Genomic DNA, 17,930 nt, shown 5'->3' on the forward strand with positions numbered 1-17,930 from the left:
CGAACCTGAACCACCCCGGATCCAGCCACGCCTCCCCCGCCGTCTCCTTCACCACCACCAGATACCGCAACGCGTCCTTCGCCGACCGGATCCCACCCGCCGGCTTCACCCCCACACGCCGCCCAGACACCACCAAGAAATCACGCACCGCCTCCAACATCAGCAGGGTGTTGGGCAGGGTGGCGTTCACCGCGACCTTGCCGGTGGACGTCTTGATGAAGTCGGCGCCCGCCAGCATCGCAAGCCACGACGCGCGCCGGATGGCGTCATACGTCGCCAACTCGCCGTTCTCCAGGATCACCTTCAGATGCGCGGACCCACACGCCTCCCGCACCGCCACGATCTCCTCGAAGACCTGGAGGTAGCGGCCCGAGAGGAACGCGCCCCGGTCGATCACCATGTCGACCTCGTCGGCGCCCGCCGCCACGGCCTCCCGGGTGTCCGCGAGCTTGACCGCGCGCGCCGCGCGCCCCGCCGGGAACGCCGTCGCCACCGACGCGACCGCGACGCCGCTGCCGTGCAGCGCCTCCTTGGCGACGGCGACCATGTCCGAGTAGACGCAGATCGCCGCGACCTCGGGCGCCGAGCGGTCCGACGGATCGGGGCGCATGCCCTTGGCGCACAACGACCGGACCTTCCCCGGCGTGTCCGCCCCCTCCAACGTCGTCAGATCGATCATCGAAATAGCCAGATCGATCGCGAACGCCTTCGAAGACGTCTTGATCGAACGCGTCGCCAACCCCGCCGCCCGCGCCTCCAACCCCACCGCGTCCACACCCGGCAGACCATGGAGGAAACGGCGCAGCGTGGCATCGGACGCGGTGACATCCGCAAGTGGCAGCGCGGGGGCGGCGGATGAGGACGCGGGCGTGGAAGCGGCGGAGGTGGCGGAGGAAGCGGCGGAGGAAGCGGAAGACATGCTCACCACATCAGCATATCTACGCGCGTAGGCGGGTGTCATCGGGTCCTCGCGAACTCCTGGCGCGGGCGGGGCAACCAAATCGCGCTGGATGGTGGTCGGGAGGGTGAGGAGGTGCCCGGATGAGGACTGAGGAAGTGGACACGTTCCACGGCTTCGTGCGCAGCCGCTGGGCCGGACTGGTGCGGACGGCCTATCTGCTCACGGGGGACCGGCACTTGGCGGAGGACGTGGCCCAGACCGCGCTGGCGAAGGCGTATCGGTCCTGGCCGCGCGTGATGCGCAGCGACAATCCGGACGCGTATGTGCGCCGGATCCTGGTCAGCTGCCACAGGGACCGGTTCCGCAAGCGCCGGGTTCCCGAGCATCTGATGGATGTGCCGCCGGAGGCGATAGCGGCACAGGACGACATGGCGCGGGCGGACGAGCGGGACCGGCTGGCCGCCGCGCTCGCCCGCCTGCCGATGCGCCAGCGTGCGGTGGTGGTCCTGCGGTATTGGGAGGACCTGTCCGAGGCCGAGGTGGCCCAGACCCTCGGCTGTTCGATCGGCACGGTCAAGAGCCAGGCGTCCAAGGCGCTGTCCAAGCTGCGCGCCACTCTCGGTCAGGGCCAGATCGCCACCGTTCCATGAGCCCTCCTCGTCCGTCCGTCGCCACCACGCCACCACGCCACCGTGCCACCGCCGCCCAAGACCGTTGCGCCCGAGACCGTTCCGAGACAGTGAGGATGTCAGACGTCATGAGTGAGACCCCCCTGGAAGCGAAGCTCCGCGAGCTGCTGGCCGAGCGGGCGCGGGATGCCGCCCCGGCCGAGGCGCCGGTGGACACGATCGTCGACAGCGGGCGCCGGGCCAGGCGCCGGGGCCGTATCGCGCTGAGCGCCGGGGCCGCCGTGCTGGTGGCCGTCCCCGGCGCGGCCATAGCGGCCCAGGGTGAGTGGCTCGCCGACGGCGACACCGCCACGGCCGCCGCGCCCGCCGAGTCGGAGCAGGGGGCGGAGCAGGGGTCGGGGCCGGAGGAGGCGCCGCCGAGCGAGTCGCCCGCCGAGCCGTCGCCCGAGGTGCCCCAGGGGCCTTCGGACCCCGAGCGGCAGCTGTTCGACGGCGTGACCCTCGAGCAGGCCACGGCATCGCTGGAGAGCTGCCTCGCCGAGTTCCCGCTCAGAGAGCCGCCCGTCTCCGCCCCCGGGGAGGGCTCGGGCGAGACGGAGTTCGTCGAGGGCGAGCCGCTGGACATGGACCTCTCGGAGCTCCGCATCGTGCTGGCCTGGGTCTCCCAGGGCGACGAGAACAGAGGACCGGAGCCCATGACCCAGGTCGTCGCGGTCACCGCCGTCCCGGACGAGGCCCCGCTCCAGCTGGTGTGCGCGGCCAGGGAGGACGGCGCGGCGAACATGCAGTCGGGCTCCCCCGCCGAGCGCACCCAGCCGGTCGTCCCCGAGATCGGCGCGGGCCGCTATCAGGGCCCGCAGGTGGGGGAGTGGACCCTGCCGTTCCGCTGGGCCGACTTCGGCGTCGTCACCTCCGAGGTCGAGCGGGTCACCGTGACCTATGCGGGCGAGACGGAGGAGGCCGCGCTCGACACCGGGTATTACGTCGCGGCGGGCATGGCGGAGCAGGAGGCCGAGGGCGCCCCGGTCGTCGTGGGCTATGACGCGGAGGGCGAGGTGGTCTATGACTCCCGGGAGGACGCGACCCACGGGCGCCGGTGAGGCGACGGACCACCGTTCGGGGGGACGGGCGGTGGCGCGGACTCCGCGCCACCGCCCGTGAGGCGGCGCGTCGACGACCACCCCATGCGGAGTGGCGCTCACGGACGGTAAAGGTCGTCGGGGGCGGCGCGTTCGGGTGGGTCGTTCCGGCAGAATCGGACCCATGAGTGAGCGCGTGAAGTACGCCGACCGCATCTACCGCTCGGGCTCCGCCATCGTCGGGGGAGTCATGTTGCTCGGCCTCGCGGGCTGGCTTGGCGGGGACGCCATCGTGCGGGGCGACGGCCGCGCCCCGGTGACGGCCATCGCGGCGCTGCTGTTCGTGGTCCCGTTGGTCACGGCGTTCACCTTCCGCCCCGCGGTGTTCGCGTCGGACGAGCGGCTCCGCGTGCGGAACCCTTTCCGGACGGTCACCCTCCCCTGGGCCACCGTCGACACGATCCGCGCCGGATACTCCACGGAGGTGCTGGCCGGGGACGCGAAGTACCAGCTCTGGGCGATCCCGGTCTCCCTCCGCGCCCGCTCCAAGGCCACCCGCCACAACGAGCGAGCGGCCTCCGGCAAGCCCCCGCGCGTCGGCCTGCTCGGCTTCGGCGGCGGCAGCATCGGCCCCCAGCCGGACGAGGGCCCCCGCACGGCCCCCGGCGACGTGGCCGTCGCGGAGCTGCGCGAGCTGGCCGAGCGCCACCACGACGAGGACTACGCCCAGGGCACGGTCACGGCCCGCTGGAGCTACGAGATCCTGGCCCCCCTGGCAGCGGGCGCGATCGCCCTGACGATCCTGTGGCTCACCGGCTGAGGCCTGCTCAGCGCGGCAGTCGCCTCATGAACGCCGGGGCCAGGGCGCGGACGCGGGCCTCGGAGATGTCGCCGGCGAGGGCCCCGACCGCCATCTCCACACCACGTGTGGCGGCGCCGCCGAACAGCGCGTGGAGCTTCTCCAAGCCCTGAGAAGTGACGTCGCCGACGCGCGGATCCGCCCGAAGGCCGACGAAGGCCGCGGCCACCTGACGCACGGGCGTGGCCATCATGATCCGCAGCACGTCGCCCGCGTCCTTGATGACGAGGCGGTCCGGACGCGTCGCGGCCTGCTCGACGCGCTCGCTGATCTTGAACGCCTTGGCGACGAGGAGCGCCGCTGGCCCCGCGACGTTCACCGTGATGCTGCGACCGTCTCGGGGGTCGAGGCTGCCGACCGTCAGAGGGCTCCGGTCCACCGCGGCCGTTTCGAGCCCCTCGATCCAGCGGGCGGACATCACCCCGTGCGGAGGGACCTTGGCGCTGCGGCTGCCGTTCTTGGGCGAGAGCTGCCTCGGGACGAGCAGGTCCAGCTCCACGGGGATGGTCCGGTCGCCCAGGGCCTCGGGCCTTTGCCACAGCCCCGGTTGACTCTTGTTGATGAGCTGGAACCCCGCCGCTCGCAGGGCCGCGTCCAGGTGTGGGTGCTCGCCCAGCAGGAGTGGGTCGATGCTGAGATCGCCGTCGGTGGTGTAGGGGGCGGTGCTCATGACCGCGTCGGGGGTGCGCAGATGGACGGCCTGCGCACCGACGATGGTCAGGGCGGAGAGGTGCTCCTTCAACGCCTCCAGGCCGTCGAGGAGGACCTTCCGGGCGACCACGGTGAGCTCATCGCGGTCGACGCCTTCGGGTGCCTTTGCCATAACAACTCACATTCTGGGGAACGGTGCGGGACGTGGACTCAGGGCAGGGGCTTCCGCTTCGCGATGGACCGAGCGCGCCACTCGTCCTCATGAGCCGCCATGTACTCCAGGACGGCCTCGCCCTCGGCGGGCATACGCCCGGGCCCCGAGAGGCAGTCCAGGACCAGCTGACTCAGGGCGACCTGCCGCAGGCCGTCGCCGTTGACCGCGGAGCGATCGAGGACGACCGGATCAGGAGGCCGCAGCAGGATGACATCGGCGTTCTCCGAGACCTCCAACAGGCCGAGATGCTCGGCGAGTTCGTCGATGTCCCGCCCGGGTCCCACCCAGAGCATGAGCTGGCCACCCGCCGACACCGGGGCGATGCGCCGAGCCGCGTAGGAGCCGGTCAGCGCGACGTCGTCGGATCGGGCCTGATCGCGTAGCCGCCCGAGCGTGAAGGGCACACCATTGGCGGCCAGCGTGCCCACGTGCTCGCCGCGCCTCAGCAGAACGTCGTGAGCGGCGCGGGCGCGCAGCAGCTCCGGCCAGTCGACGTCGGTGATGTCGCGCCCTTTCCTGCGGACCAGCAGCTGGTCCGTGAGCACATCAAGCAGCCGGGAGACATAGGGGAGGCTCAGCCCCGTGTGGTGGCTGAGATCCAGCGCGCGATAGGGCGGTCGGACATCGGCGAGGATGCGGACCAGGCGGCTGGCCTTCGCACCGGCGAGCGTGGTCCTGGTGCGTTCCGGCGCCGGGCCGCGCGGAGGCCGGGTCGCACCGTCGGTGCGGATCACGATGGCGGGGTGGGAGACCTCGAGGGAGACGTTGCCGGTCAGGTCCAGATAGCCGATGCCGTGCCGCCGCAGCGCGGAACGGGCGCTCGGCGAGAGCCAGGGCGTCATGAGGACCGGGGTCGTCCCAGGGTAGACCCGCAGGAGCAGGGCCATCGTGGGCGCCAACCGCTCCTCCACGGCGCGGGGTGTCAGGGACGACTTGAGGTTCACGAGCAGCCGCGCTGCTGACGTGTCACCCTGGGCCCTCACCTCGACCATGGCATCGACGGCGCGAAGGCCCTCGTCCTCGGGGAGCGGCGTGATCGCCCAGCCGGGCCCGAGCAGATCGGCCAGCGCTTTCAACCCCTGCTCGAGCAGGTCATCGGATGATGGTGCACCGTCGACCACGTTCACACCCCTCTGCCTGAGTCCGGGTCCGGCCCTCCGAGAACTTTACTGGAATCACCACTTTACTCAACCAGGAAAGTGGTGATCAGGGGAAAATTTGCCTGGCTACTGTTGTGCCTCATCCGGTGAACCCGCGGTCCGAGGCACGTGGCGCACGGGCTGTCCGCTCTGGCAGCATGGCCGTGGAGCGTTGTCCGCTTGGGGGTTCGGTCGGTGGGCTCGTGCCCGTGTGCGCCCCGCCGCTCGACGCGGCGGTCGACGCCGGGGAGATCCGTTCCGGCGTGGACGCCTACGCGCTCGCGCGCGCGGCGTAGGGAGCGTCGGCGCCGACCACGACCCCCGCTACGACGCGCGACGCCCGGTCGAGCTGCCGATCGCGGGGCCGCGACGATCGCCCGAGGACCGAGGAGAGGCGGCGAACGTGCGACGTGTTCCCGGGCCCTGCGCGCGGTGGGGCGATCAGGACGCGGACTTCATCCGCGAGGTTCTCGACATGGTTGGCGACAAGTGGAGCGTGCTGATCATCGGCACCCTCGCCGAAGGCCCGATCCGTTACTCCGATCTCACGGCCGCGATCCCGGGTATCTCCCAGCGGATGCTGACCCTCACCCTGAAGCACCTCCGGCGCAGCGGGCTCGTGACCCGCACCGCCTACGCGGAGGTTCCGCCCCGCGTCGAGTACGCCCTGCCCCCCCTCGGCGCGTCGCTCCTCGACACGGTCCTGGCCCTGGCCGCGTGGTCGGCCGACCACCAGGCGGAGATCCGCCACCACCAGGCGACATTCGACGCGACGACGGCACGGAACGACTGAACGGCCCACCGGGCATATATGGCGCGGGTACCATAACCATATGGCTCTCAAGAAGACGACCGTCATGGTCGACGAGAACGACCTCGCCCTGGTCAAGGAGGCCGCGGCGAGGGAAGGGCGGCCCGAGTCGGAGTACTTCCGTGAGGCGTTCCACCTCGTGGCCCTCCGCACCCGGCGCTGGGACGAGGACTGGGACATCCCCGAGCTCGACTTCGGCCGTCCGGTCACCGCCGAGGAGATCGATCGGGCCGTGGGGGACGGCGTGGCGGGCGCGGAGTGATCGTCATCGGGGACACCTCCGGTCTGGTCGCCGCCCTCAACACCTCGGACCCGGAGCACAAGACCGCGCGCACGGCCCTGCGCGACGCCGCGCTCACCGTCGTCTCGCCCCTGGTGATCCTGGAGATCGAGCACATCACCACCCGCACCATCGACCGCCGCGCGGCGCACGCGGTCAACGACTGGCTCATGGGGCAGGAGCGCACCGGGCGCGTGGCCGTTCCGGAGGTGTCGGCGGGCACCCTGCGCAGGGCGCGCGCCGTCCAGAACCGCTACGCGGCGCTACGGCTCGACCTGACGGACGCGGTGAACGTCGTCCTGGCCGAGCAGTACGACACCGAGACGGTGCTGACCCTCGACCGCCGCGACTTCAGGGCCGTCACCCCCCTCACCGGCCGCCACGCCTTCCGGCTCCTGCCCGACGACCTGTGACACGCGCCGTCGCCCCTCATGCGCGGCGGAGGAGGGCAGCAGGAGCGCGCACACGGCGCCGTCGAACGTGGCGTCCTCGGCGAAGCCGAGCGGCGCGTTCAGGTCGTGCGGCCGCAACTCGGCCCGGGCGCCCAGGTGTTCGGCCACGCGTTCGCGCGCGTGGCCGAGCAGCGTCGCGCTGCCGTCGACGCCTGTGACGCGCGCGCCGCGTTCCAGCAGGTCGGCCAGGTAGTGACCGGCGCCGCACCCGACGTCGAGGAGCCGCAGTCCCGCGACGTCGCCGACGAGGTCGAGCAGGGCGGGCCGGTCGGTGAAGGCGTTGTAGGGGCTGCTGCCGGCGATCCTGGCGAAGTGGTCGCCGAGTCGGCCGTGGTAAGCGTTCCGCGGGGGCATCCGGCCAGCATCCGGCGTTCGCCCGCCGACGGCCAGCCGTTTCTCCGGCCGTCGGCGGGGGCCGGTCAGGCCGCGTGCTGGTACGCCGGGTAGGTGAGGTAGCCCGCGTCGCCGCCCTGGTAGTACGTCGCCTCGTCGACCGGGGCGATCGGCAGTCCGATGCGGAGGCGTTCGACCAGGTCGGGGTTGGCGATGAACCCGCGGCCGAAGCTGATCAGCTCGGCGCCCAGCCCGAGCCAGTGGTCCGCGTCGGCGCGCGAGGTCTGCTTGGGGCCCATCGGGACCGTGGGGTTGATGATCAACGTCCCCGGCCACGCCCGGCGCAGCTCCACCAGCGGCTCCTCGGGGAGCGTCGCCTCCAGGTGCACATACGCGAGGTCGAGCCGCGCCAGCTCGCCCAGCAGCGCGGCGTACAGCTCGGGAACGTCGCGCTCCCGCACGCCCCAGAACGTCCCGCCGGGCGACAGCCTGATCCCCGTCCTGCTCCCGCCGACCGCCTCGGCGGTCGCGGTCACCGCCTCGACGGCGAAGCGGATCCGGTGCGCGACGGGGCCGCCGTAGGCGTCGGTGCGCACGTTCGCGTTGGACGACAGGAACTGCGAGATCAAGTAGCCGTTCGCACCGTGCAGTTCGACGCCGTCGAACCCGGCGGCCACCGCGTTGCGCGCCGCCTCGGCGTACGAACGGGCGTGCTCGGGCACCTCGGCCGTCTCCAGCGCGCGCGGCACCGGCGCGGGCTGTGGCCCCGACGGCGTGAACACGTCACCCGCAGCCGCCACCGCCGAAGGCCCCACGGGCGTCATCCCCGTCGTGTCCGGGTGCGAGACCCGCCCGCCGTGCATGAGCTGCGCGAAGATCCGCCCGCCGTTGGCGTGCACCGCCGCCGTCACGGGGCGCCACGCGGCCACCTGCTCATCGGTGTGCAGCCCGGGCGTTCCGGGGTTGGACTGCCCGATCAGGCTCGGCTGCACCCCCTCGCTCACGATCAGCCCGGCGCTCGCCCGCTGCGCGTAGTAGGTCGCCATCGACGCCGTCGCGAGCCCGCCCGCGGCGGCGCGGGAGCGGGTCATGGGGGCCATGACGACGCGGTTGGGCAGGGGCAGGCTGCCGAGTGCGTAACCGTCGAAGAGGGTGGTCACGTCAGCGCTCCTTGGAATCGCGGGAACCGGGACACCGCCCGCCTCTGGCGGTGGCGTCCGCTACGCTAAAACCTGACACTGACGTCAGAGGCAAGGGTTGTGTCGCGCATCACCTCCAGGAGGAAACGCCATGCGCATCGGGGAGCTTGCGGCGCGCGCCGGAGTGAGCGTCAGGTCGCTGCGCTACTACGAGGAGCAGGGCCTGCTCACCAGTGTCCGCAGCGCGAGCGGCCAGCGGCGCTACACGGAGGAGCAGGTTGAACGGGTCTGGCTCATCCAGCACCTCTATGCCGCGGGCCTTTCGAGCCACACCATCGTCGAGCTGCTGCCGTGCGTCGACGACCCGAGCGAGGCGCACTCCGACGCGGCGCTGAAGCGCATGGAGCAGGAGCGCGACCGCCTCTCCGCGCACATCGACGACCTCGTGCGCACGCGGGACTCCCTCGACGCCGTGATGGCCACGGCCCGCGCCTACCGCGACCGGCTGGCGGCCACCGCACCCCAGTAGCGCGCCGGGTCGGCCGCGAGCGGCGGGTACGCGACCTGCGACGTGGCCACCGGCGTCCCGCGTGGGCACGGAACGGGGCCCGGGGGCGAGGCACGCGGTCGCGCACGCGTGCTCGGCCGTGGCGCCACGGTACGCACTCCTGCGTACCCGGGGCGTGGGACGTGGGTCCCGGGAGCGGGGCTCGCCAAGAATGCGGGGTGTTCGGCGGCGGGGGAGCCGCCCCCGACGGGGGTGGGGGCGGCGAGGCCGCCGATCTCCTCCCATGGTGGATGGCGGGCCGGGCGGACTGTGGAGTCCCCTCGGAGAAAACTCGCGCGGCGATGTCGAGAACCCGCGTCCGGCTCCGTCCCCGCGGTGAACGCGACCAAGATGGTCGCATCCGCACCGAGGAGAGACACGATGGCCAAGTACCTGCTGCTCAAGCACTACCGAGGCGCCCCTGCCGCGGTCAACGACGTGCCCATGGACCGTTGGACGCCCGAGGAGGTCTCGGCGCACACGTGGTACATGCGCGACTTCGCGGCCCGGCTCGAGGAGACCGGCGAGTTCGTCGACGGCCAGGCGCTCGCCCCCGAGGGCACGTTCGTCCGCTACGACGGCGAGGGGCGCCCGCCGGTCACCGACGGCCCGTTCGCCGAGACGAAGGACCTCATCGCGGGCTGGATGGTGATCGATGTCGACAGCTACGAACGCGCCGTCGAGCTGGCAGGGGAGCTGTCGGCAGCCCCCGGCGCGGGCGGCAAGCCGATCCACGAGTGGCTCGAACTGCGCCCGTTCCTCGCCGCGCCGCCCACCATCACGGAGTGACCCCACCGATGGACGAGGCCCCGCTCCGGAGCCTCACGCCGAGCGCGACCACCTGACCCGCCGGGCGGCACGGCTGAACGCTGGGCGCGGGCGACGTTGAGGCGTCCCGCGCGGAGCGGCGGCCACGGCGGCCACGGCGGCCATGGAACCCTCAGCCCACCACCGCCGCCAGGTCCCCCCGCAGCGCCCCCAACACCCCCGCCGCCGCCTCCCGCGCCGCCGGGAGGGACGCCCGGTCCGCGACCGGGAGCACCACCTCCAGGTAGCACTTCAGCTTCGGCTCCGTCCCACTCGGCCGGACGATGACGCGCGCCGAACGCACACCCCCGCCACCCGTCGAGCCGCCCCCCGAGCCGCCCGCCAGGGCATACCGCAGCCCATCCGTCGGCGGCAACCCGGACGCGCCATCGGACAGGTCCTCCACCGACGTCACCGCGAGCCCCCCCAACGCCCGCGGCGGCGCCTCGCGCAGCCTCCGCATCGCCGCCGCGATCAGCGAAAGATCCGTCACCCGCACCGACAGCTGATCGGTCGCGTGCAGCCCGTGCGCGAGCGCCAGATCGTCCAGCACATCGGTCAACGAGCGGTCCTCCGCCCGTAGTTCGGCCGCCAGCTCGGCCACCGCGAGCGCCGCCGTGATGCCGTCCTTGTCCCGCACCCCGCCCGGGTCCACGCAGTACCCGAGCGCCTCCTCGTACCCGAACACCAGCCCGGGCACCTTGGCCAGCCACTTGAAGCCCGTCAGGGTCTCGTCGAACGGCAGTCCCGCCGCTTCCGCGATGCGCCCCACCAGCGACGACGACACGATCGACGCCGCGAGCGTGCCCCGCGCGCCCTTCGCCACCACGTGCGTCGCCAGCAGCGCGCCCAGCTCGTCGCCGCGCAGCATCCGCCAGCCGCCCTCGGCCCCCGCGTCGGGAACGCCCACCGCGCACCGGTCCGCGTCGGGGTCGTTGGCGATCACCAGGTCAGGGTGCGTCGCGCGGGCCGTGGCGAACGCCAGGTCCATCGCGCCCGGCTCCTCGGGGTTCGGGAAGGCCACGGTCGGGAAGTCCGGGTCGGGCAGCGCCTGCGGGGCCACCTCGAACGGCACGGGGAACCCCGCCCGCCGGAACGCCGCCCCGAGCACCGAGCCGCCCACCCCGTGCAGCGGCGTGTACACGACCGAGACCGAACGCGCCGAGCCCACCCGCAGCGCCGCGTCCGTCCGCGCCAGATACGCCTCGACGACCTCGTCGCCGAGCACCCGCCAGCCCTCAGCGGGCCGCGCCACGTCCGCGAGCGGCCCGACCGCCGCGATCCGCGCCGCGATGTCCACGTCCGCGGGGGGGACGATCTGGCTGCCGTCGCCGAGATAGACCTTGTAGCCGTTGTCCCGCGGGGGGTTGTGGCTCGCCGTCACCATCACGCCCGCGACCGCGCCCAGGTGGCGGATCGCGAACGCCAGCACCGGCGTCGGCAGCGGCCGCGGCAGGAGCGCAGCGCGCAGCCCCGCGCCCGTGACCACCGCCGCGGTGTCCCGCGCGAAGACGTCGCTGCGGTGCCGCGCGTCGTAGCCGATGACCACGAGGCCTGGCTCCCCGCCCCCGGCGCGCCCGGTGAGATAGGCGGCGAGCCCGGCGGCCGCGCGGATGACGACCGTTCGGTTCATGCGCATCGGGCCCGCGCCCATCTCGCCGCGCAGCCCGGCCGTGCCGAACTGGAGCGTTCCCGAGAAACGCGCCGCCAGCCCGTCGAGGTCGCCCCGCTCGAGGAGCCCCTTCAGCTCCTCGCGGGTCTCCGGGTCGGGGTCCTCCGCGAGCCAGGCCCGCGCCCGCGCGAACAGGTCGTCACCGTTGTCACCCATCGCCGCCGCGCTCTCCCTCGTCGTCACCTGTCACCGCCGTCACCCGTCGCCGCTGTCAACCGTTACCGCCGCAACACGCGTTGAACGATCCCATCACGCCGTCAGAGCCGGTCGAGCACCCGGGCGAGCAGCGCGCCCATGCGCGTCGCCGACTCGGCGCCCGCGCGGAGCACCTCCTCGTGGCTCAGCGGCTCGCCGGTGAGCCCGGCCGCGAGGTTGGTCACCAGCGAGATGCCGAGCACCTCGGCCCCCGCCTCGCGCGCCGCGATCGCCTCGAGCACCGTGGACATGCCCACCAGGTCCCCGCCGATCGCCCGCACCATCCGGATCTCGGCGGGCGTCTCGTAGTGCGGCCCGGGGAACTGGACGTAGACGCCCTCCTCGAGGGACGGGTCGATCTCCTGGCACAGGGCGCGCAGGCGCGGGGAGTAGAGGTCGGTGAGGTCGATGAAGTGGGCGCCGAGGATGGGGGACGCGGCCGTCAGGTTGATGTGGTCGCTGATCAGCACCGGCTGACCTGGGCGCATGCCCTCGCGCAGGCCGCCGCAGCCGTTGGTGAGGATGACCGTCTTGCACCCCGCCGCGACCGCCGTCCTGACCCCGTGCGCGACGGCGGCCACGCCCCGGCCCTCGTAGTAGTGCGTACGCCCGAGGAAGACCAGGGCGCTCTTGTCGCCGAGCCGGTGCGAGCGGACTCTCCCGGCGTGCCCCTCGACGGTCGGGGGCGGAAAGCCGGGCAGCTCGGTGACGTCGAACTCGTGGCTCGGCGCGCCCAGCGCGTCCGCGGCGGGGACCCAACCCGAGCCCATCACCAGCGCGACGTCGTGGCTGCTCACACCGGTCAGCTCACGCAGGCGCGCCGCGGCGGCGCGCGCCGCCTCCTCGATTTCTGATGCGTTCACGCGCTGAGCCTAACGGGTAACGGCCTACGCGCGTAGAAGGTGTACCCCTTTCCATGCCCCCACCTGGCCTTCATGGCGGGGGGTCAGGGGCGTCGTTCGCTGGGATTTGCTGGGGTTTACCCGGGGGGCGGGCCCTGAGTTCCGGAACGGCCGCTCAACACGGCCGTTTCCGCAACTCCATGACGTAGTCGTGCGGGGCGCCCGCCGCCTCGGCCGCGTCGGCGACCTCGCCGAGGTACCGGGCGGACGGCAGGCCGCCCTCATAGGCGTTGAGCACATACAGCCAGGCCGGGACCGAGCCGTCGAGGGTGTCCACGCGGACGCGGGCGCGCCGGTAGATGTCGAGTCCGACGCCCTCCCAGCGGTCCAGCGCCTCCTCGTCCATCGGCGCGATGTCGTACAGCGCCACGAACACGCCGGGATCGAGCGGCTCGGGCGTCCCCTCGCACTCGACGACCGTCGCGAGCGCGCCCTCCCAGCCCATCTCCTCGCCGCCGAACGTCAGCCGCCAGCCGGTGATCCAGCCGGTGCCGCGCAGGGGCGAGTGCGGTGCACGACGGGCCATCAGCCGGGGATCGAGGTTTCCGGCGTAAGCGGCGTAGAGCGACATGACACTGAGCGTACGGGAGTGGCGCGGGTGGCAGGCCGATCCGGCCCGCCGGGGGCCGGGGCGAGAACGGGCGTCTCGTGCGAGACACTGGAAAGGTGACTCGGATCGTGATCATCGGTGGCGGACCCGGCGGCTACGAGGCCGCGCTCGTGGCGGCGCAGCTCGGCGCGGAGGTGACCGTCGTCGATCGCGACGGCCTCGGGGGCGCGTCGGTGCTGACCGACTGCGTGCCGTCCAAGACGCTGATCGCCACGGCCGAGGTGATGACGAGCTTCGACTCCTCGCACGAGGAGCTCGGCATCGAGATCGACCACGACGGCGACGGCATCGGCGACGAGGTGCGCGGCATCGGCGTGGACCTGGGCAAGGTGAACCGCAGGGTCAAGCGTCTCGCGCTCGCCCAGTCGCACGACATCACCGCGTCCGTGACGCGCGCCGGCGTGCGCGTCCTGCGCGGGCGCGCGCGCCTCGTTCCGCACCAGGGGCCCAACGGCGCGCGCCGGGTCTCGGTCACCGACCCCGCGGGGGAGGTCGACGAGCTCGAGGCCGACTGCGTGCTGATCGCGACCGGCGGCCAGCCGCGCGAGCTGCCCGACGCCAAGCCGGACGGGGAGCGGATCCTCACCTGGACGCAGGTGTACGACCTGAAGGAGCTGCCCGAGGAGCTGGTCGTGGTGGGCTCGGGCGTGACGGGCGCCGAGTTCGCCGGCGCGTACCAGGCGCTCGGCTCCCGGGTGACGCTGGTGTCGTCGCGGGACCGCGTGCTCCCAGGCGAGGACCCCGACGCGGCGGCCGTGCTCGAGGACGTCTTCCGCCGCCGCGGGATGAACGTCATGGCCCGCTCCAGGGCCGCCGCCGTCCACCGGGCGGGCAGCCGCGTGGAGATCACGCTGTCCGACGGGCGCGGGATCTCGGGCACGCACTGCCTGATGGCCGTGGGCGCGGTGCCCAACACCGCGGACATGGGCCTCGAGGAGGCCGGGGTCAAGCTCAAGGAGTCGGGCCACATCTGGACGGACAAGGTGTCGCGCACGACCGCGCCCGGCGTGTACGCGGCGGGGGACTGCACGGGGGTGCTCGCGCTCGCGTCGGTGGCGGCGATGCAGGGGCGCATCGCGATGTACCACTTCCTCGGCGACGCGGTGGCGCCCCTCGACCTCAACACCGTCTCGGGGAACATCTTCACGGACCCCGAGATCGCCACGGTCGGCTACACCCAGCAGGACGTGGACGAGGGCCGGATCGTCGCCAGGGCGGTGAAGCTGCCGCTGCTGCGCAACCCACGGGCCAAGATGCAGGGGGTGCGCGACGGGTTCGTGAAGCTGTTCGCGCGCCCCGGCACGGGCATCGTGGTGGGCGGCGTCGTGGTGGCCCCCCGGGCCAGCGAGCTGATCCACCCGATATCGATCGCGGTCGACAACAGTCTGACGGTGGAACAGGTCGCAAAGGCGTTCACCGTGTACCCGTCTCTGTCGGGCTCGATCGCGGAGGCGGCCAGGCAGCTGCATACGCATCGCGTCGACGGTGACCAGTAGGCACTGGTCAGCGCGGGTATCGCGCGAATGCGCTCGTGGCATATAACACGCCGGGGGCGTACGCACAGTCAACTTCGGTAATTCCCCGCAACCGGCTGAAACAAGATGGTCGTTGGGGTTACTGTCGGTTCCGTGTTCGCTGCAGAACGTCGCCAGATGATTCTCGAAATGGTGCGGGCCAACGGAGCCGTGTCGCTCCGTGAGCTCGCCCGCGTTGTCCAGACCTCGGAAGTGACCGTGCGGCGCGATGTGCGCGCCTTGGAGGCAGAAGGACTGGTGGACCGCAGACACGGTGGTGCGGTCCTCCCGGGTGGCTTCACCCGGGAGTCGGGTTTCCCTCAACGGGCCATGGCCGCGACGGCGGAGAAGACCGCCATCGCGGAGTACGCGGCAGGGCTGGTGCGGGAGGGCGAGGCCATCGTGGTCGGCGCAGGCACCACGACCCAGGAGCTGGCCCGCCGGCTCGCCCGCGTGCCGGGGCTCACCGTCGTCACCAACTCCCTCCTGGTGGCCCAGGCCCTCGCCCATGCCAACCGCGTGGAGGTGGTGATGACCGGGGGAACCCTCAGGGGGTCCAACTACGCGCTGGTCGGCAGCGGCGCCGAGCAGTCGCTGCTCGGGCTGCGCGTGAGCCGGGCGTTCCTCTCAGGCTCGGGGCTGACCGCCGATCGCGGCCTGTCCACGTCCAACATGCTCGCCGCGAGCGTGGACCGGGCCCTGGTGCGCGCCGCCGCCGAGGTGGTGGTGCTCGCCGACCACAGCAAGCTGGGCGCCGAGACGGCCTTCCAGACGGTGCCCACGGATCTCATCACCCAGCTGGTGACCGACCAGCCGCCGCCCGAGGCCGAACGCGCGGGCACCGAGCTCGAGGCGCTGGCCGACCAGGGGGTGCGCGTCTCGGTGGCCGCGCCGGGGGCGCAGGGCGGCAAGCCGGGCGCCGACCGGGGCGAACGGGCGGAGCGCGGCGGCGATCCTGGCCGCCGTGACATGCCGGTGCCGGGGCCGCGCGGTGGCGTCCACCCCGGCATGGGCGGGTCGGCGCCGCTCGGGCAGCGGCTGTCCGACCTGGCGCCGTCGCGCCGCCGGTAGGAAGGACCGGCCGGGCGCCGTGGCCCGGCCGGCCGCCCAGGTCAGGGCCGACCGGGCCCCGGGCTCAGTCCTTGATCTCGCAGATGACGGCGCCCGATGAGACCGAGGCGCCGACGTCCGCCTGGAGGCCGACGACGGTGCCTGAGCGGTGGGCGTTGATGGGCTGCTCCATCTTCATCGCCTCGAGGACGATGACCAGCTCGCCCTCCTCGACGCGCTGCCCCTCCTCCACGGCGACCTTGACGATCGTGCCCTGCATCGGGGACGCGAGCGTCTCGCCCGTGGCGGCGGCGCCCGCGCGCTTGGTGGGCTTGCGCCGCGCGGGACGCGCCCCCCCGGCGACGGCCGCGCGCGCCAGCGGCATCGCCAGCGTGGCGGGCAGCGAGACCTCGAGGCGCTTACCTCCGACCTCGACGACCACCGTCTCCCGGCTGACGCCCTCGTCGGCCTCGGCCCCGGCGCCCGCGCCGAACGCCGGCAGGTCGTTGACGAACTCCGTCTCGATCCACCGGGTGTGGACGGCGAACGGCTCGCCCTCGCGCCCGGTGACCTCGGGCGCGAACGCCGGGTCGGTCACCACCGCGCGGTGGAACGGCAGCACCGTCGCCATGCCCTCCACCCGGAACTCCGCCAGCGCGCGCGCCGCGCGCTCCAGCGCCTGCCCGCGGTCCGCGCCGGTCACGATCAGCTTGGCCAGCATCGAGTCCCACGCGGGGCCGATGACCGACCCCGACTCCACGCCGGTGTCCACGCGGACGCCGGGGCCGAGGGGGGGCGCGAACGTGGTGACCGTGCCGGGCGCGGGCAGGAATCCGCGCCCCGGGTCCTCACCGTTGATCCGGAACTCGATCGAGTGCCCGCGCCGCTCCGGGTCGCCGTACCCGAGCTTCTCGCCGCGCGCGATGCGCAGCTGCTCGCGCACCAGGTCGATGCCGGTGATCTCCTCGGTCACCGGGTGCTCGACCTGGAGGCGGGTGTTGACCTCGAGGAACGAGATGGTGCCGTCCTGGCCCACCAGGAACTCGCAGGTGCCCGCGCCGACATAGCCCGCCTCCTTGAGGATGGCCTTCGACGCGGCGTAGAGCTGGGCGTTCTGCGCGTCCGTCAGGTAGGGCGCGGGGGCCTCCTCGACCAGCTTCTGGTGGCGGCGCTGGAGCGAGCAGTCGCGCGTGGAGACCACCACGACCTGGCCGTGCCCGTCGGCGAGGCACTGGGTCTCGACGTGCCGAGGCCGGTCGAGGTACCGCTCGACGAAGCACTCGCCGCGCCCGAACGCCGCCTGCGCCTCGCGCACCGCCGACTCGTAGAGCTCGGGGATCTCCTCGAGCGTCCTCGCGACCTTCAGGCCACGGCCGCCGCCGCCGAACGCCGCCTTGATGGCGACCGGCAGGCCGTGCTCGCGGGCGAACGCGACCACCTCGTCCGCGCCGGACACCGGGTCGGTCGTCCCGGCGACCAGGGGCGCGCCGGCGCGCTGCGCGATGTGCCGGGCCGCGACCTTGTCGCCGAGCGCGCGGATCGCGTCGGGGGACGGGCCGATCCAGGTCAGGTCCGCGTCGAGGACGGCCTGCGCGAAGTCGGCGTTCTCGGAGAGGAATCCGTACCCGGGGTGCACGGCGTCCGCGCCCGCGTCCGCGGCGGCCTTGAGTACCTTGTCGATGTCCAGGTAGCTGGTGGCGGGGGTGTCGCCGCCCAGCGCGAACGCCTCGTCGGTGGCGCGCACGTGCAGCGCGTCACGGTCCGGCTCGGCGTAGACGGCCACACTGGCGATGCCGGCGTCACGGCATGCCCGGGCGACCCGAACGGCGATTTCGCCGCGGTTGGCGATGAGCACCTTGCGCACGATGGCTCCCTCCTCGGAACAAGGCGAGTTTATGTACGGGCAACACCACACAACGAGTCGCCCGAGAAGGTGACCTTGCCCACACGGGCTGTGAGGGCTCACCACCCGACGGACGTGCTGCCTTGCGGTACCAAGGTACGCGCCTCGCTGGGCTCTACCTTAGACGTGCGACTACGCCTTGGGCCTCCATCGAGCTGACACATCAGCGACGAGAGGGACTTGTGAGAACCCCACAAAGAGCCCCGGGAAACTTTGCGCGACGAACAGTGGGGGCGCGAGGGG

18 protein-coding genes and 1 pseudogene are annotated in these 17,930 nt (G+C 72.8%); 10 read left to right on the forward strand and 9 right to left on the reverse strand.

Translation table 11 applies throughout. The features are described 5' to 3' along the window. A partial coding sequence (gene deoC / locus D7318_RS30550) for a deoxyribose-phosphate aldolase (RefSeq protein WP_408055562.1) occupies positions 1–919 on the reverse strand: 919 nt, incomplete at its 3' end. 122 nt (positions 920–1,041) lie between these two features. On the opposite strand from deoC, the gene D7318_RS30555 reads away from it, so the two are divergent. The 3 genes from D7318_RS30555 (at position 1,042) to D7318_RS30565 (ending at position 3,429) form a co-directional block, all read left to right on the forward strand. Then, positions 1,042–1,551 carry a SigE family RNA polymerase sigma factor gene (locus D7318_RS30555; protein ID WP_120700502.1) on the forward strand — a complete coding sequence of 170 codons (510 nt, stop codon included), beginning with the start codon at positions 1,042–1,044 and terminating at the stop codon, positions 1,549–1,551. A 107-nt stretch (positions 1,552–1,658) separates the two neighbouring features. Next, complete coding sequence (locus tag D7318_RS30560) at positions 1,659–2,630, forward strand: hypothetical protein (protein ID WP_120700503.1); 972 nt, start codon at positions 1,659–1,661, stop codon at positions 2,628–2,630. 163 nt (positions 2,631–2,793) lie between these two features. Further along, positions 2,794–3,429, forward strand: a complete 636-nt coding sequence (locus D7318_RS30565; protein ID WP_120700504.1) for a PH domain-containing protein — start codon at positions 2,794–2,796, stop codon at positions 3,427–3,429. A 7-nt stretch (positions 3,430–3,436) separates the two neighbouring features. Here D7318_RS30565 and D7318_RS30570 read toward each other — a convergent pair whose 3' ends face one another. After that, on the reverse strand, positions 3,437–4,291 hold the full coding sequence (locus D7318_RS30570) for a hypothetical protein (protein ID WP_120700505.1): 855 nt from the start codon (positions 4,289–4,291) through the stop codon (positions 3,437–3,439). Positions 4,292–4,329: 38 nt separating this feature from the next. Next, positions 4,330–5,454 (reverse strand): hypothetical protein, encoded by a 1,125-nt coding sequence (locus D7318_RS30575; RefSeq protein WP_230424259.1) that lies wholly within the window; start codon positions 5,452–5,454, stop codon positions 4,330–4,332. A gap of 421 nt (positions 5,455–5,875) precedes the next feature. Between D7318_RS30575 and D7318_RS30585 the strand changes: the two genes are divergently transcribed. The 3 genes from D7318_RS30585 to D7318_RS30595 are packed head-to-tail and all read left to right on the forward strand — an operon-like array spanning position 5,876 to position 6,976. Next, positions 5,876–6,265 (forward strand): winged helix-turn-helix transcriptional regulator, encoded by a 390-nt coding sequence (locus D7318_RS30585; RefSeq protein ID WP_230424261.1) that lies wholly within the window; start codon positions 5,876–5,878, stop codon positions 6,263–6,265. A 40-nt stretch (positions 6,266–6,305) separates the two neighbouring features. Continuing rightward, positions 6,306–6,545: a ribbon-helix-helix protein, CopG family gene (locus tag D7318_RS30590; protein WP_120700506.1), complete on the forward strand. Its 240-nt coding sequence runs from the start codon at positions 6,306–6,308 to the stop codon at positions 6,543–6,545. Continuing rightward, positions 6,542–6,976 (forward strand): PIN domain-containing protein, encoded by a 435-nt coding sequence (locus tag D7318_RS30595; RefSeq protein WP_120700507.1) that lies wholly within the window; start codon positions 6,542–6,544, stop codon positions 6,974–6,976. Before D7318_RS30590 ends, D7318_RS30595 begins: the two co-directional genes overlap by 4 nt. Positions 6,977–7,072: 96 nt before the next feature. Here D7318_RS30595 and D7318_RS30600 read toward each other — a convergent pair. Both D7318_RS30600 and D7318_RS30605 read right to left on the reverse strand, forming a co-directional pair. After that, positions 7,073–7,369, reverse strand: a pseudogene (locus D7318_RS30600) (class I SAM-dependent methyltransferase); the annotation flags it as partial. A 65-nt stretch (positions 7,370–7,434) separates the two neighbouring features. Next, a complete protein-coding gene (locus tag D7318_RS30605) occupies positions 7,435–8,508 on the reverse strand; it encodes an alkene reductase (protein ID WP_120700508.1) in 1,074 nt (357 codons plus the stop codon). Between the two features lie 130 nt (positions 8,509–8,638). Between D7318_RS30605 and D7318_RS30610 the strand changes: the two genes are divergently transcribed. Continuing rightward, positions 8,639–9,016, forward strand: a complete 378-nt coding sequence (locus D7318_RS30610; protein ID WP_120700509.1) for a MerR family transcriptional regulator — start codon at positions 8,639–8,641, stop codon at positions 9,014–9,016. 399 nt (positions 9,017–9,415) lie between these two features. Then, on the forward strand, positions 9,416–9,823 hold the full coding sequence (locus tag D7318_RS30615) for a YciI family protein (protein ID WP_120700510.1): 408 nt from the start codon (positions 9,416–9,418) through the stop codon (positions 9,821–9,823). Positions 9,824–9,974: 151 nt separating this feature from the next. Here the strand turns inward: D7318_RS30615 and D7318_RS30620 are convergent, their stop codons facing one another. From D7318_RS30620 to D7318_RS30630, 3 genes are all read right to left on the reverse strand, one after another. After that, positions 9,975–11,669, reverse strand: coding sequence for a phospho-sugar mutase (locus tag D7318_RS30620; protein WP_120700511.1), 1,695 nt, complete (start codon positions 11,667–11,669; stop codon positions 9,975–9,977). A 101-nt stretch (positions 11,670–11,770) separates the two neighbouring features. Continuing rightward, complete coding sequence (locus tag D7318_RS30625; protein ID WP_120700512.1) at positions 11,771–12,571, reverse strand: purine-nucleoside phosphorylase; 801 nt, start codon at positions 12,569–12,571, stop codon at positions 11,771–11,773. Positions 12,572–12,725: 154 nt separating this feature from the next. Further along, complete coding sequence (locus D7318_RS30630; protein WP_120700513.1) at positions 12,726–13,181, reverse strand: gamma-glutamylcyclotransferase; 456 nt, start codon at positions 13,179–13,181, stop codon at positions 12,726–12,728. Between the two features lie 95 nt (positions 13,182–13,276). On the opposite strand from D7318_RS30630, the gene D7318_RS30635 reads away from it, so the two are divergent. Together D7318_RS30635 and D7318_RS30640 are read left to right on the forward strand one after the other, a co-directional pair. Beyond that, positions 13,277–14,716: an NAD(P)H-quinone dehydrogenase gene (locus D7318_RS30635; protein WP_120700514.1), complete on the forward strand. Its 1,440-nt coding sequence runs from the start codon at positions 13,277–13,279 to the stop codon at positions 14,714–14,716. Between the two features lie 156 nt (positions 14,717–14,872). After that, positions 14,873–15,805 carry a DeoR/GlpR family DNA-binding transcription regulator gene (locus D7318_RS30640; RefSeq protein WP_183091472.1) on the forward strand — a complete coding sequence of 311 codons (933 nt, stop codon included), beginning with the start codon at positions 14,873–14,875 and terminating at the stop codon, positions 15,803–15,805. Between the two features lie 64 nt (positions 15,806–15,869). Here the strand turns inward: D7318_RS30640 and D7318_RS30645 are convergent, their stop codons facing one another. Further along, positions 15,870–17,648, reverse strand: coding sequence for an acetyl/propionyl/methylcrotonyl-CoA carboxylase subunit alpha (locus D7318_RS30645; RefSeq protein ID WP_120700516.1), 1,779 nt, complete (start codon positions 17,646–17,648; stop codon positions 15,870–15,872). Between the last annotated feature and the right edge of the window lie 282 nt (positions 17,649–17,930).

The sequence above is a fragment of the Streptomyces radicis genome (genome assembly GCF_003626575.1).
GTDB classification, from domain to species: Bacteria; Actinomycetota; Actinomycetes; order Streptomycetales; family Streptomycetaceae; genus Streptomyces; species Streptomyces radicis.

What these genes read in the sequence shown, in the direction of transcription:
- D7318_RS30555 (WP_120700502.1), top strand. Translation starts at nt 1,042, where the DNA reads ATGAGGACTGAGGAAGTGGACACGTTCCACGGCTTCGTGCGCAGCCGC.
- D7318_RS30560 (WP_120700503.1), top strand. Translation starts at nt 1,659, where the DNA reads ATGAGTGAGACCCCCCTGGAAGCGAAGCTCCGCGAGCTGCTGGCCGAG.
- D7318_RS30565 (WP_120700504.1), top strand. Translation starts at nt 2,794, where the DNA reads ATGAGTGAGCGCGTGAAGTACGCCGACCGCATCTACCGCTCGGGCTCC.
- D7318_RS30570 (WP_120700505.1), bottom strand. Translation starts at nt 4,291, where the DNA reads ATGGCAAAGGCACCCGAAGGCGTCGACCGCGATGAGCTCACCGTGGTC.
- D7318_RS30590 (WP_120700506.1), top strand. Translation starts at nt 6,306, where the DNA reads ATGGCTCTCAAGAAGACGACCGTCATGGTCGACGAGAACGACCTCGCC.
- D7318_RS30610 (WP_120700509.1), top strand. Translation starts at nt 8,639, where the DNA reads ATGCGCATCGGGGAGCTTGCGGCGCGCGCCGGAGTGAGCGTCAGGTCG.
- D7318_RS30615 (WP_120700510.1), top strand. Translation starts at nt 9,416, where the DNA reads ATGGCCAAGTACCTGCTGCTCAAGCACTACCGAGGCGCCCCTGCCGCG.
- D7318_RS30620 (WP_120700511.1), bottom strand. Translation starts at nt 11,669, where the DNA reads ATGGGTGACAACGGTGACGACCTGTTCGCGCGGGCGCGGGCCTGGCTC.
- D7318_RS30630 (WP_120700513.1), bottom strand. Translation starts at nt 13,181, where the DNA reads ATGTCGCTCTACGCCGCTTACGCCGGAAACCTCGATCCCCGGCTGATG.
- D7318_RS30640 (WP_183091472.1), top strand. Translation starts at nt 14,873, where the DNA reads ATGATTCTCGAAATGGTGCGGGCCAACGGAGCCGTGTCGCTCCGTGAG.